The following is a 12,641-nucleotide window of genomic DNA, read 5'->3' on the forward strand; positions in this document are numbered from 1 at the left end:
GGGGGCCGCGCGCAGGTCGGTTATTTGCCCTGGTTCTATTTGCCCTGGTTCGCCACAGCTTCGATGGCGGCCTTGGCCGCATCCGGGTCCAGGTAGCCGGAGCTGACCGGCTTGTACTCGGCGTCCAGCTCATACCGGAGCGGGATGCCGGTGGGAATGTTCAGGCCGGCGATGTCCTGGTCGCTGATCCCGTCCAGGTGCTTCACCAGCGCGCGCAGCGAGTTGCCGTGGGCGACCACGAGCACGGTCTTGCCGGCGGCCAGGTCGGGGACGATCTGGTCATACCAGTACGGCAGCATCCGGTCGACGACGTCCTCCAGGCACTCGGTCCGGGGCAGCAACTCCGGCGGAAGCTCCGCGTAACGGGCGTCGCCCGCCTGGGAGAACTCGTCGTCGTCGGCGATCGGCGGCGGCGGCGTGTCATAGGACCGGCGCCACAGCATGAACTGCTCGTCGCCGAACTCGGCCCGCGTCTGCGCCTTGTCCTTGCCCTGCAGCGCGCCGTAGTGCCGCTCGTTCAGCCGCCACGAACGCCGCGTGGGAAGCCAGAGCAGATCGGCCGATTCCAGGGCCAGATTGGCGGTCCTGATCGCCCGGGTCAGCAGGGACGTGTGCACCACATCCGGGCGCACGCCCGCCTCGATCAGCAGGTGGCCGCCACGGCTGGCCTCGGCCTCACCGGTCGCCGAGAGGGTGACGTCCACCCACCCGGTGAACAGGCCCTTGATGTTCCATTCGCTCTCGCCGTGCCGCAGCAGCACCAAAGTCGCCATGGGCGCAATCCTAACGGGATCCGCCTACGCCGACTCCCGGCCGGGGTCGGCGAAACGCGCGAAAGCGGCGAGGTTCGCGGTGGATTCGCCACGCTTGAGACGCCACTCCCACTCGCGCCGGATCGAGGACGCGAAACCCAGTTCCAGCGCGCGGTCGAACCACTCGTCGGCGTAGGTGAGCACGCAGCCGAGGATGCGGTCGATCTCCTCGTCCGAGATGGCCGACAGCGGGATCCGGCCCACCAGGTAGACGTCGCCGATCGGGTCGAGGGCGAAGTGCACGCCGTACATGGAGCCGTTCTTGGACAGCAGCCAGCGGTAGAAGTCGGCGTGGTTCTCGTCGGGGCGGCGGCAGAAGAACGCCTCCACGTGCAGGGCCTGGTCGGCGACGATCAGCCAGGTCATGGTGGCGAGCTTGTGCTGGCCGGGCAGTTTCACGAGGAAGGCGCCGGGCCGCGGCTGTTCGTAGGACAGGTCCGCGGCCTTCAGCGCCTCCTCGACGGCGGCGATCAAAGGTTGACCGCCACGGGGACGCGATGCAGCTTGGCCATGGTTCCGGTATACACCTCGACCAGCCGCGCGGCGGTGGCGGACCACCCGAAACCGGTCGCGTGGCGTGGCGCGTTGACGGCCAGGTAGTCCCGCCAGGTGGGCTGCCTGATCAGTTCTGCCAGGGTGGTCGCCCAGGTCTGCGGGTCGTGGCCGTTCACGAGCACGCCGGAGACGCCGTCCTTGACGGCGGTTCTGAGGCCGCCGACCGAGGCGGCGACGACGGGCGTGCCGCACGCCTGGGACTCCAGGGCGACCAGGCCGAAGGATTCGTTGTGGGAGGGCACGACGGTGAGGTCGGCGGCGCGGTACCAGTCGGCCAGCTCGTGCTGGGGGGCGGGCGGCGCGAGCCGTACCACGTCGGAGATGCCGAGTTCGGCGGCCAGGTCGGCGAGCAGCGCGGGGCGGGCCAGGCCGTTGCCGCTGGGGCCGCCGACGCAGGCGATGACCAGGCGGTCGCGGAGCGACGGGTCGTCGGCGAGCATCCTGGCCGCGGCTTTGAGCAGGACGTCGGGGGCCTTCAGCGGCTGGATGCGGCCGACGAAGAGCAGGATGACGGCGTGCTGCGGCAGGCCGAGGCGGTGCCGGGCCGCGCCCTTGGAGGCCGGCTGGAAGACGGTCAGGTTGACGCCGGGGTTGACCACCGAGACCTTCTCCGGCGGCGCGGAATAGAGGGAGATGAGCTCTTCCGCCTCGGCCGCGGTGTTGGCGACTAACCGGTCGGCGATGTCGACGACCTGTTCCTCGCCCATCACCCGGACCTGGGGTTCCGGCCGGTCGCCCTCGGCCAGCAGCAGGTTCTTGACCTTGGCCATGGTGTGCATGGTGTGCACCAGCGGCAGCCCCCAGCGCTCCTTGGCCAGCCAGCCGACCTGGCCGGAGAGCCAGTAGTGGGAGTGGATCACGTCGTACCGGCCGGGGTCGTACATGGCCTCGGTGCGCAGCACGCCCGACAGGAACGCGCACATCTGGCCGGGGAGATCACCCCGGTCCAGTTCCTCGTACGGCCCCGCGGTCACATGCCGCACCGACACGCCCGGAACGATCTCCGCCACCGGAGGCAGGTCGCGCGCGGTCTGCCGGGTGAAGATCTCCACCTCGACCCCGAGCGCGGCCAAGCGCTTGGCCACCTCCACGATGTAGACGTTCATGCCGCCCGCGTCGCCGGTGCCCGGCTGGTCCAACGGGGACGTGTGCATGCTGATCGTCGCAACCCGGTTCAGTCGTCGCCGTCCGAGCGTCACCCCAAACCACCTCCAAGCGGGTAATAACTCCGAATAACTCCGTCAGATTCCCACCCATAAGATGGCCCCCATGGCACGGACAGCAGTGGTGACAGGGGCGAGCAGCGGGATCGGCGAGGCGACCGCGCGGCGGCTCGCCGCCGAAGGATACGACGTGGTCGCGGCCGCCCGGCGGCGGGACCGGCTGGACCGGCTCGCGGCCGAGGTTCCGTCGATCCGGCCGGCCACCCTCGACGTGACGTCGGCGGAGTCGGTGGACGCGCTCGTGGCCACGCTGGACCGCTGTGACGTGCTGATCAACAACGCCGGCGGGGCGATCGGTCTGGAGCCGGTTTCGGCCGGGCGGGTCGAGGACTGGCAGCGGATGTACGAGGTCAACGTGCTCGGCTCGCTGCGGATGACCCGGGCGTTGCTCCCCAAACTCATCGAGTCGGGGGACGGGGTGCTGCTGATGCTGACGTCGGTGGCGGGGCTCGTCTCCTACGAGGGGGGCGGCGGCTACTGCGCCGCCAAGCACGCCCAGACGTCGATGACCGAGACGCTGCGGCTGGAACTGTGCGGCGAGCCGGTGCGGATCGTCGAGATCGCGCCCGGCATGGTGCGGACCGAGGAGTTCTCGCTGGCCCGGTTCCGGGGGGACCAGAGCGCGGCGGCCAAAGTGTACGACGGCGTGCCGGATCCGCTGACCGCGGAGGACGTGGCGGATGTGATCGCGTTCGCGGTGACCCGTCCCGCGCACGTGAACATCGACCGGCTGGTCATCCGGCCGCGCGCGCAGGCGGCGCAGCACAAGGTCCATCGGGTGTGAGGCGGCCGGTCGGGGAGATCACCCGCGGCACCACCGGCCGCAACCGGCTCCGCCGGGCGGACCGCTGGATCGCGGCCGGGTACGGCGGGTTGCTGCGCTCGGTCCCGGAACCGCTGGTGGTGGACCTCGGCTACGGCGCCTCCCACATCACGACATATGAGCTTTTCACTCGGTTGCGGCGGGTGGCCCGGGACGTCCAGGTGGTCGGCGTCGAGATCGATCCGGCCCGGGTGGCGGCGGCGAAGCCGTACGAGCGGCCGGGGCTGAGCTTCGTGCGGGGTGGGTTCGAACTGCCGGTGGGCCGGCCGCCGGTGCTGGTCCGGGCCTTCAATGTGCTCCGGCAGTACGGCGAGCCCGAGGCGTGGCAATACTGGGAAATGTTGCGACAACGGCTGCATCCGCGGGGAATCCTGGTCGAGGGCACCTGCTCCGAGGTCGGCCACCGCGCCGTCTGGGCAACATTGGACGATAAAAGCCCAAAAATCATTACGTTCGCGGCGCGGTTCGGCGGCATCGACCGCCCCTCCGACCTCGCCGAACGCCTCCCAAAAACCCTCATCCACCGAAATATCCCCGGCCACCCGATAAATCGGTTCCTCACCGACTGGGACCGGGCCTGGGCCACCTGCGCCCCCTTCACCGCCTACGGCGCCCGCCAGCGCTGGATCCGCACCGCCGAACTCCTCGCCCAAACCTGGCCGGTCCACACCCATCCCCCGTTCGGCGGACGAACCCGATGGCGGTTGGGCGAACTTACCCTCCCTTGGTCAGCCGTGTCCTAAGCTCGACGCTGGTCCTAAGTACTACCTCTCTACAAGACGTAGTACTACGCCAGGTAGGCTGATGTCGTGAAGGGTCTTGGCGAGCTTGAACGCAGCATCATGGACATCCTCTGGGCGGAGAACGGTCCGTTGACCGCGCGCGAAGTGGGCCGGTTGATCGCGGACCGCGACCTCGCCCCCACCACGGTGATGACCGTCCTGGACCGGCTCACCCGCAAGGGCTTCCTCACCCGCACCCGCGACGGCCGCGCCTGGCGCTACGAACCCGCCGCCAGCCGCGACGCGTACGTGGCCGAGCTCATGCTGGAAGCCCTGGAGATGACCGGCGACCGCAGCGCCGCCCTGCAACGCTTCGCCCAGGCGGTGTCCGGCTCCGAGGCCGAGATCCTCCGCCGCGCGCTCACCGAGCTGGAGGAGTAATGATCGCGGCGGCGACCCTCGCGGCGCTTGCCACGGTCTGTGCCCTCGGCGCCTGGCGGCTGACGGCGGCCCGGTGGACCTGGCGGGCCCCGCGCGCGGCCATCCTGCTGTGGCAGTCCCTCGGCGTGACCTGGGGGCTGGCCAGCACGGGCGCGCTGCTGGCGTTCGCGCTGGAACCGTTCGGGCGTGGGATCGTCCATGGCCTGGCGTACATGGGACACCACTGGCGGGAGCCGCACGACTTCCTGCGGATCGCGGCGCTGCTGGGCGGGCTCGCCCTGTTCGCCGTGCTGTCGGCCGTGCTGGTGGCCGCCGGCGCGCAGACGTTGCAGGCCCGGCGGCGGCATCGGCTGCTGCTGGCGCTGATCGCGCGGGACGAGCCCGGGGTACCCGGAGTCCGGGTCGTCGACCACCCGGGGGCGGCGGCGTACTGCGTGCCGGGGCTTCGCTCCCAGGTGGTGATCAGCGCGGGCACGCTGAGCCTGCTCAGCGCCGACGAGCTGACGGCCGTGCTCGCGCACGAGGCCGCGCACGTCCGGGAGCGGCACGATCTGGTGCTGCTGCCGTTCGCGGCGCTGCGCTGGGTGCTGCCCTGGACCAGAACCGTGCACGACGCGCACGCCTCGGTGGCGCTGCTGATCGAGATGGCGGCCGACGACCGGGCCCGCCGCCAGTGCTCGCCGAAGCGGCTGGCCACCGCCCTGCTCCGGTTCGGCACGGCCGCCGCCTTCGCCACCCCCCACGGCGCCCTCGGCGCGAGCACGGGGGAGAATGTAATGGCGAGGGTGAATCGCCTGGTCAAGCCGCGTGCCGAGCTTCCGGCGCATGTGCGTTTCGCTATCGTGGCCGGGTCGGTGATCCTTACCGCGTCCGCCCCGCTGCTCTGGCTCCTGCCGGGCTGAGTTAGCTGCTGTTATCCAGCCCGTTTGCAATTGCATACACGCTTTGGCAGACTGGAGGCATGGAACTGCCCAAGATCGGTTCGTACATTCGCGAGCAACGGCAGCAGGCGAAGATCTCGCTGCGCCAGCTCGCCGCTCAGGCGGGGGTCTCGTTTCCCTACCTGAGTCAGGTGGAGCGCGGGGTCCGCAAGCCCAGCGCGGAGATCCTCAACCAGATCGCCAAAGGTCTGCAGATCTCCGCTCAGGCGCTCTACGTACAGGCCGGTCTGATCGAGGAGCGCGAGCCGGACAGCGATGTCCTGACCGCGATCCGGGCGGATGTCACCATCAGCGGACGGCAGCGTCAAGTGCTGATCGACATCTACGAATCGTTCCGGCGCGAGAACCGAGCGGCAACAACCGACGAGGCCCAGCCGACGACACCGGCTGAGCCTCTGGGGGCGGTCAACTCGCAAAACGGTCACGCCACATCAGAAGGGTAACGCCCATCATGACCCTCGCCACCGAGGTAAAGAAGATCACCGAGTCGAAGCCGTTCTACGCCCTCACCGGCGCCGGCGACTTCGCCATGGAGAAACTGCGCGAACTGCCGGACCAGCTGGCCAAGCTGCAGGACCGCCAGGGCGACGCGAAGAAGTACGCGGAGCGCGTCCAGGACCGGGCCGAGAACTACGCCCGCGAGCTCCCCGGCAAGACCAGGGAGTATGCGGAGACCGTCACCTCCCGGCTGACCGAGGTCTACGACGACCTGGCCAAGCGCGGCCGGAAGGTCGTCCGCAAGGTCAGCGGCGGCGCCGCGATCGAGCTGGAAGAGGTCGCCGAGTCCGCGGGCGCCCGCCGGGCCCCGGCCCGGAAGCCGGTCACCCCGCGCACCAAGGCCAAGGCCTGAGCCACCGGAAAGCGGCCCGCGTTCGACGCGGGCCGCTTTCTGCTTCTGTACGGCTCCCGCGCACGCATTAGGCTGGTGGTCGTCCATCCTTAGACCACGCTGGAGTGACGATGCTCTACGGCCTGCTGGACTACATCTTCTGGGGCCTCGCCATCGCGGCCTTCGGCATGTCCGTGTGGGCCCTGGTCCACGCGATCAAGACGCCGGCCAAGGCGTTCCAGGCGGCGGGCAAGCTGTCCAAGAACCTCTGGCTCGTCTTCACCGGCCTGGCCACCATCTTCACGCTGGCCTCGGCCAGCGGCTACCTGGGCGTCGGCTTCGCCATGCTCAACATCTTCACCATCGCCTCGGTCATCGCGGCCGGCGTCTACCTGGCCGACGTGAAGCCGGCCGTCAACGAATACCGCGGCGGCGGCAGCAACCAGGGCCCCTACGGCCCCTGGTAAGGACCCTGCAGCGGCCTCGGCCCCAGACCCTCCGGCGCCATGCCGCGCGACCGGAGGATGGCCACCAGCCACTGCGCCAACCGGCGATGGCCGGTCAGGGTCGGGTGCGTTCCGTCCGGCAGCAGGTCGCCCTTGGTCCACTTCTGGGTGAGCGGGTCGGCGAACGGCACCCCGGTCAGCCAGGCGGCCTTGGCGACCGCGTTCCTGACCTTGACGGCGGCCTTCGGCGGCTTCTTCAGCCAGATCGGGCCGACCAGCACCACCCGGGCCTTGGGCCAGCGCGCCTTCACCCGGTGGACCAGCCGGATCGCGGCGGCCCGCACCTTAGACGCCTGCTTGCGGTCGTTGTGGCCGCCGGCCAGCACGACCAGGTCGGGTTCAGGGCGCCAGGACAGCTCCCGCGTGAACGACTGGCCGAACGTGCGGTCGACCTTGCCCTTCGCCACGAACCCTGCGCCCCGGCCACCGGCGGTGATCAGCTGCCAGCCGAGCGCGCGGGCCGTCTCCGCCGGGTAGGCGTCCCAGGTGTCCACCGGCCCTGAGCCGACCACGAAGCTGTCGCCGACGAACATCACCACGGGGGTCCGGAACGGGACGAGCGGCGGCGCCGGGATGGCGGTCTCACCGACGGCGCTCGCGCATCCGGTGACCAGCCCGCAGATCGACAACCACGACACCAGCAACGGCGCGCGCATGCCACCTCCGGTCTCCAAGCGCAGGCCGGAAGTCTATCGATTACAGCCAGTCACGTTTGCGGAACTGCCAGTAGAGGACGACGGCGGCGATCGACCAGACCCCGGTGGAGGCCCAGAAACCCCACATCTGCTCGGATCCGGGGTAGGGCACGTTCTGGCCGTAGAAGCCGGTGATCGCGGTCGGGACGGCGATGATGGCCGCCCAGCTGGTCACCCGCTTCATGATCAGGTTCATCCGGTTGCTCTGCATGGTCATGTGCGCTTCGCGGATGTTGCCGACCAGGTCGCGCAGCGAGTCCGTCCATTCGGCCGCGCGCAGCACGTGGTCGTACACGTCCTGGAAGTACGGGGTGATGGAACTGTCCCTGATCACGTCGTTGCGGCGGAACAGGGTGTTGACGATGTCCCGCATCGGGGTGACCACGCGGCGGAAGGTGACCAGGCTCTGGCGGAGTTCGAAGGTGCGGCGCTCCTCGACGCGGTCCGGGATCTGCTCGCCGAACAGGCGGTCCTCCAGGCCCTCGATCTGCTCGTCCATCGCCTGGACGACCTCGAAGTGGGTGTCCACCACGTAGTCGAGCACGCCGTGCAGCAGGAAGGCGACGCCGTGCTCGGCCAGGCCCTCCGAGGAGTCCCAGCGGTTGATCAGCTCCTGGACGTCGAAACGATCCGAGGTGCGGACGGTGACCAGGGCGTTGGCGGTGATGAAGGCGGACGCCTCGGTCAGGTCGAGCACGCCGGTGCCGCCGTCGAAGTGCGCCGTGTAGACGTTCAGGAACATGTGCGAATCGAACATGTCCAATTTGGGGCGCTGGTTGGGGGTGAGCACGCTCCGGACCGCGAGTTCGTGCAGGCCGAGCTCCTCGCTGATGGTGGCCAGCTCCTCCTCGGTCGGGGAGCAGAGGTCGAACCAGATGACCGCCCCCTCCTCGTCCAGGTGATCGGAGACGTCGGCGATCGGAAAGCCCTCGGAGATGAGTTTTCCGTTCCGGTAAAGACGGGTGTTCGCCGGAGCGGTCTGGGCCATCGCACCAGCGTACTCCGGGGCGCACAGGACAAGTCGGACCGCTATCGTGGCGGCTCATGGTGAGTCTCGTACGCCAGCTCGGGCCGATGGTCGCCGCGGTCGCAACCCTCCTCGTGGTGGCCTCCCCCGCGCGCGCCGACCAGGGCACGCTCACACTGGAGCTGCGCAAGGACGGCGTGCTGCACGTCAAGGAGGACGTGGTCCTCAAGGGCGGGCCGGTGACCAGGACTCCCCTGCTCAGGACCCGGCACGACGACGCCAGCGACCGCGTGTACCGGATCGCCAACGTCAAGGGCGCCACGTTCGACGGCGCGGAACTGACCGTCGCCGCGAGCGGCTCGGTGGAGTACGACGTGATCGGCGCGGTGGCTCCCCTGGCCGGCGGCGAGGAACTGCGGTGGTTCGTCGCCGAAGGGCCGCAGGACCTGGTCACCGTCAAAGTGACCGGTCCCGGGCAGATCCAGAACCTTGCGTGCTTCGCCGGGGAGCCGGGCGCCTCGCTCGGGTGCACGGCGGCCGCCATGGACGAGACCGGGCAGAACGCCGAATTCGAGCAGCAGGGGCTCGCGGCCGGGCAGGTGCTGACCATCGTGGTCGGGTACCCGGCCGGGACCACCGGGGCCTCGCCCACGCTGGAGCACCGGTTCAGTCTGAGCGCGGCGTTCACGGTGAACGCGATCACCGGCGGGTCGCTGGCGCTGCTGCTGGTGCTGCTGCTCGGCGGGCTCTGGCTGGTCTACTGGACCCGGGGGCGGGACGCGCGAGTGATCGGGGCCGAGTCCGGCGCGCGCGGGGCGTTCCAGGACGGGCGGTTCGCGCCGCCGGACGGGGTGCGGCCCGGCCAGATCGGCACGCTCATCGACGAGCAGGCCGACGTGATCGACGTGACCGCGACGATCGTGGATCTGGCGGTGCGCGGGTACATGCGGATCGACGAGCAGCCCCGGGAGACCTACGACGCGCCGGACTGGCTGCTGGTTAAGTTGCCGAAGGCGCCGGTGGCGAGCCTGCTGCCGTACGAGCGGGCGCTGTACGACTCGGTCTTCGACCTGCGCGACGAGATCCTCCTCTCCCAGCTGCACGGCGGCTTCACCACCGGCCTCGGGCGGGTACGGGACGCCCTCTACCGTGACGTCGTCAAGCAGGGCTGGTTCATCCGGCGGCCCGATTCGGTCCGGTCCCGCTGGACGGTGCTCGGGGTCGCGGTGACCGTGCTCGGGCTGGCCGGGACGGTGGCGCTGGCGATGTTCAGCACGTACGGGCTGGTGGGGCTTGCGGTGATCATCGCGGGGGCGGCGTTGACCGTGGGCGGGCAGTACATGCCGGCCAAGACCGCGAGCGGGGCCGCGGCCCTGGCGCACACGCTGGGCTTCCGGGAGTACCTGGCCACCGGCGACATCGGCGACGTGCCGGCCGGGCAGCGGGCCGAACTGTTCTCCCGCTACCTGCCCTACGCGGTGATCTTCGACAGTGTGGACCGGTGGGCCCGGGTGGTGGCCTCGATCAAGGGCGAGGGCGACAACCTGTACTGGTACCACGGCCCCGCCGAATGGGACCTGTCCAAGTTCGCCGACTCGATGCGCACCTTTACCATGACCACCTCCGGGGCGATCTCCGCGTCCCGTCAGTTCAAGACGTTCTGACCCGGATCTCGCCAACCGGCTGCCCGCCGCCGAGTACCGGGACGGCCAGTTCGTCCAGTTCGGGGGCGTCGAAGCCGAGCGCGCGCAGCGCGGCGATCGTGACCGGGACGCGGGCGCGCTGGCTACCGTCGACGATCTTGATGACGGCGGCGCGGCCGTCGTCGTGCGCGAACGCGTCGAACGCCTCGGCGCCGGCCTTGAGCATCAGGCCCGGGATCACGCGCATCAGTTTGGCCTCGGGGCGGTGGGTGCCGCTGGTGAACTCGGGGTGGGCGCGCATCGCGTCCGCGATCCGGCGTTCCAGGCTGCCGGGGGTGGCTTGGACGAGGCGGCGGAACGCCCGTACCAGGCCGGTCATCGAGCAGAAGAACAGCGGCGCGCCGCAGCCGTCCACGCCGGTCGCGGGCACCCGCTCGGAGGTGAACTCCTCCACGGTGGCCCTGATCGTCTTCTGGAGTGGGTGGGACGGGTCGCGGTAGTCGTCCAGCGGCCAGTCGTTGGCCGCGCAGGTGGCGAGCATGGCGGCGTGCTTGCCGGAGCAGTTCATGTAGACGCGGGCGCGCTCCTGGACCGCCCGGTCGTCCGGGAAGTCCGCAGGGCAGCGCAACTCGCTCTCGTCCAGGCCCGCGCCGGCCAGGATCGCGCGGGCGCCGTCGACGTGGAACGGCTCACCGGCGTGGCTGCCGCAGGCCAGCGCCAGAAGTTCGTGATCCAGGTTCAGCCCGGCGGTGAGCATGCCGAGCGCCTGCAGGGGTTTCATAGAGGAACGGGGGGAGGCCGGGGTCTGCACTTCGCCGTGCACCCGGACCGGCTTGCCATCGCCGTTCACGGCGATCATCCGGGCCCGGTGCGCCGATTCGACGAACCCGGATCGGACCACCTCGACGATCAATTCGGACATGAGGGCGAGTCTACGAACCCTGCCCCCTCATGACAGAATCCACCCCATGCGCGCGGTGGTCCAACGAGTCAGTTCAGCCTCGGTGACGGTAGACGGCACCACGATCGGCGCCATCGACTCCCCCGGCCTCCTCGTCCTGGTCGGCGTCACCCACACCGACACCCCCGCAGAGGCCGCCAGACTCGCCACCAAACTCTGGCACCTCCGCATCCTCGACGGTGAGAAGTCCTGCTCCGACACCGCCGCCCCCCTCCTGGTCATCAGCCAGTTCACCCTCTACGCCGAGACCACCAAGGGCCGCCGCCCCACCTGGCAGGCCGCCGCCCCCGGCCCTGTCGCCGAACCCCTGGTCGAGGCGGTCATCAGCACCCTTCGCACCCTCGGCGCCCACGTACAGACCGGCAGATTCGGCGCCGATATGAAGGTCTCCCTCGTCAACGACGGCCCCATCACCCTCGTCATCGACGTCTGATCTAACGGAGGCGGCGGCGGAGTGCGGGGTCGATGGTCACGTTGCGGCCCGCGTCCGGGGGGACGATCACTTCCTGGGTGGCGGCGACGTTTCCGGCGAGTAGGGGGATGTCTATCGGGACGGTTCGTTTGATCACGGCGAGGGCGATCGGGCCCAGTTCGTGGTGGCGGGCGGAGGAGCCGATGAAGCCGATCTGGCCGGGGGTGGCCGCGCCTTCGGTGGCGCCTTCGATCGAGGCCGTGGGGTCGCCTTCTGCGGGGGTGCTCACGCCGAGGGTGACCGGGGCGCCGTGCGGGGGGAGCGTGTCGACGCTGCCGTCCAGGTGGAGGAAGACGAGGCGGCGCGGGGGGTGGCCGAGGTTGTGGACGCGGGCGACGGTTTCCTGGCCCCGGTAGCAGCCCTTGGAGAGGTGTACGGCGGCTTCGATCCAGCCGACCTCGTGCGGGATCGTCTTGTGGTCGGTGTCGAAGCCCAGGCGGGGGCGGTGGGCTTCGATGCGGAGTGCGTCGTAGGCCCAGAGCCCGGCGGGGTGGGTGATCACGACGGTGAGGGCGGGGCGCGGGACGAGCAGGTCGGTGCCGACCACGACCGCGCCGGGGGTGGCTTTGGCGAGAGCCTGGAGGATCTCGGCGGGAGCCTGCGACGCTTCAGCGGGCACCGGCGCGGTGGAGACGACCGCGTATTCGGCGCTCAGGTCGGCGACGTCGACCCGCAGCATGAAGCGCATCTTGTCCAGATAGATCGCCAGCTGAGCGCCCGTGCCCGGCTCGACGTGGATCCAGGTCGCGTCGCCGTCGTCGACCAGCGTCAGGTGGTGTTCCACCCGGCCCTGCGGGTCGAGCACCAGCGTCTGAGTGGCGGCCCCGGGAGCGAGCTTGTCGACCTTCTGGGAGCTCAGGTCGTTCAGCCAGCTCAGCCGATCCACACCCGAGACCCGCAGGACGTCACGGTTGCCGCGGTCGACCAGTGCCGTGCCCTGGAGGAGGGCGCGTTGTTCCGCGTACGGATCCCCGTAGTGGGCGGCCACCGAATCGTCGGGAGCCTGGGCGGGGACGGCACCGGGAGTGTTCAGCAACGGACTACGCATACC

Annotated in this window: 16 protein-coding genes; 9 read left to right on the forward strand and 7 right to left on the reverse strand. The window is 70.0% G+C overall.

Translation table 11 applies throughout. The features are described 5' to 3' along the window. Window positions 1-35: 35 nt before the first annotated feature. Genes Acor_RS32610 through mshA form a run of 3 tightly spaced genes read right to left on the reverse strand, consistent with a single transcriptional unit; the run spans window position 36 to window position 2,566 of the window. Window positions 36-773, reverse strand: a complete 738-nt coding sequence (locus tag Acor_RS32610; protein ID WP_155340623.1) for a phosphoglyceromutase — start codon at window positions 771-773, stop codon at window positions 36-38. Between the two features lie 24 nt (window positions 774-797). Further along, window positions 798-1,286 (reverse strand): type III secretion system chaperone family protein, encoded by a 489-nt coding sequence (locus Acor_RS32615; protein WP_155340624.1) that lies wholly within the window; start codon window positions 1,284-1,286, stop codon window positions 798-800. Then, window positions 1,283-2,566, reverse strand: coding sequence for a D-inositol-3-phosphate glycosyltransferase (gene mshA / locus Acor_RS32620; RefSeq protein ID WP_155340625.1), 1,284 nt, complete (start codon window positions 2,564-2,566; stop codon window positions 1,283-1,285). The genes Acor_RS32615 and mshA overlap by 4 nt, the downstream gene beginning before the upstream one ends. Before the next feature lie 70 nt (window positions 2,567-2,636). On the opposite strand from mshA, the gene Acor_RS32625 reads away from it, so the two are divergent. From Acor_RS32625 to Acor_RS32655, 7 genes are all read left to right on the forward strand, one after another. Continuing rightward, complete coding sequence (locus Acor_RS32625) at window positions 2,637-3,374, forward strand: SDR family NAD(P)-dependent oxidoreductase (protein WP_155340626.1); 738 nt, start codon at window positions 2,637-2,639, stop codon at window positions 3,372-3,374. Next, window positions 3,371-4,156: a class I SAM-dependent methyltransferase gene (locus Acor_RS32630; protein WP_155340627.1), complete on the forward strand. Its 786-nt coding sequence runs from the start codon at window positions 3,371-3,373 to the stop codon at window positions 4,154-4,156. Before Acor_RS32625 ends, Acor_RS32630 begins: the two co-directional genes overlap by 4 nt. A 66-nt stretch (window positions 4,157-4,222) precedes the next feature. Next, on the forward strand, window positions 4,223-4,576 hold the full coding sequence (locus Acor_RS32635; protein WP_155340628.1) for a BlaI/MecI/CopY family transcriptional regulator: 354 nt from the start codon (window positions 4,223-4,225) through the stop codon (window positions 4,574-4,576). Further along, window positions 4,576-5,478 (forward strand): M56 family metallopeptidase, encoded by a 903-nt coding sequence (locus Acor_RS32640; protein ID WP_155340629.1) that lies wholly within the window; start codon window positions 4,576-4,578, stop codon window positions 5,476-5,478. The genes Acor_RS32635 and Acor_RS32640 overlap by 1 nt, the downstream gene beginning before the upstream one ends. A gap of 59 nt (window positions 5,479-5,537) precedes the next feature. Then, window positions 5,538-5,960, forward strand: a complete 423-nt coding sequence (locus Acor_RS32645) for a helix-turn-helix domain-containing protein (RefSeq protein WP_155340630.1) — start codon at window positions 5,538-5,540, stop codon at window positions 5,958-5,960. 8 nt (window positions 5,961-5,968) lie between these two features. Then, on the forward strand, window positions 5,969-6,367 hold the full coding sequence (locus Acor_RS32650) for a hypothetical protein (protein ID WP_155340631.1): 399 nt from the start codon (window positions 5,969-5,971) through the stop codon (window positions 6,365-6,367). Between the two features lie 110 nt (window positions 6,368-6,477). Continuing rightward, complete coding sequence (locus Acor_RS32655; protein WP_155340674.1) at window positions 6,478-6,813, forward strand: DUF2516 family protein; 336 nt, start codon at window positions 6,478-6,480, stop codon at window positions 6,811-6,813. Here the strand turns inward: Acor_RS32655 and Acor_RS32660 are convergent. Beyond that, a complete protein-coding gene (locus tag Acor_RS32660) occupies window positions 6,798-7,508 on the reverse strand; it encodes an SGNH/GDSL hydrolase family protein (RefSeq protein WP_155340632.1) in 711 nt (236 codons plus the stop codon). The genes Acor_RS32655 and Acor_RS32660 overlap by 16 nt on opposite strands. A gap of 40 nt (window positions 7,509-7,548) precedes the next feature. Then, the gene (locus Acor_RS32665; RefSeq protein WP_155340633.1) at window positions 7,549-8,535 is read right to left on the reverse strand and encodes a magnesium transporter CorA family protein; all 987 of its coding nucleotides are present in this window, start codon (window positions 8,533-8,535) and stop codon (window positions 7,549-7,551) included. Window positions 8,536-8,591: 56 nt separating this feature from the next. Here Acor_RS32665 and Acor_RS32670 point away from each other — a divergent pair, with 56 nt between their 5' ends. Then, on the forward strand, window positions 8,592-10,178 hold the full coding sequence (locus tag Acor_RS32670; RefSeq protein ID WP_246239458.1) for a DUF2207 domain-containing protein: 1,587 nt from the start codon (window positions 8,592-8,594) through the stop codon (window positions 10,176-10,178). Here Acor_RS32670 and Acor_RS32675 read toward each other — a convergent pair. After that, window positions 10,165-11,079 carry an asparaginase gene (locus Acor_RS32675; protein WP_155340634.1) on the reverse strand — a complete coding sequence of 305 codons (915 nt, stop codon included), beginning with the start codon at window positions 11,077-11,079 and terminating at the stop codon, window positions 10,165-10,167. The two genes, Acor_RS32670 and Acor_RS32675, sit on opposite strands and share 14 nt — an antisense overlap. Window positions 11,080-11,125: 46 nt before the next feature. On the opposite strand from Acor_RS32675, the gene dtd reads away from it, so the two are divergent. Beyond that, window positions 11,126-11,551 (forward strand): D-aminoacyl-tRNA deacylase, encoded by a 426-nt coding sequence (gene dtd, locus Acor_RS32680; protein ID WP_155340635.1) that lies wholly within the window; start codon window positions 11,126-11,128, stop codon window positions 11,549-11,551. Window position 11,552: 1 nt separating this feature from the next. On the opposite strand, the gene ygfZ is transcribed toward dtd, so the two are convergent. Then, on the reverse strand, window positions 11,553-12,638 hold the full coding sequence (ygfZ, locus tag Acor_RS32685) for a CAF17-like 4Fe-4S cluster assembly/insertion protein YgfZ (RefSeq protein ID WP_155340636.1): 1,086 nt from the start codon (window positions 12,636-12,638) through the stop codon (window positions 11,553-11,555). Between the last annotated feature and the right edge of the window lie 3 nt (window positions 12,639-12,641).

This window comes from Acrocarpospora corrugata (assembly GCF_009687845.1).
Classification (GTDB): Bacteria; Actinomycetota; Actinomycetes; order Streptosporangiales; family Streptosporangiaceae; genus Acrocarpospora; species Acrocarpospora corrugata.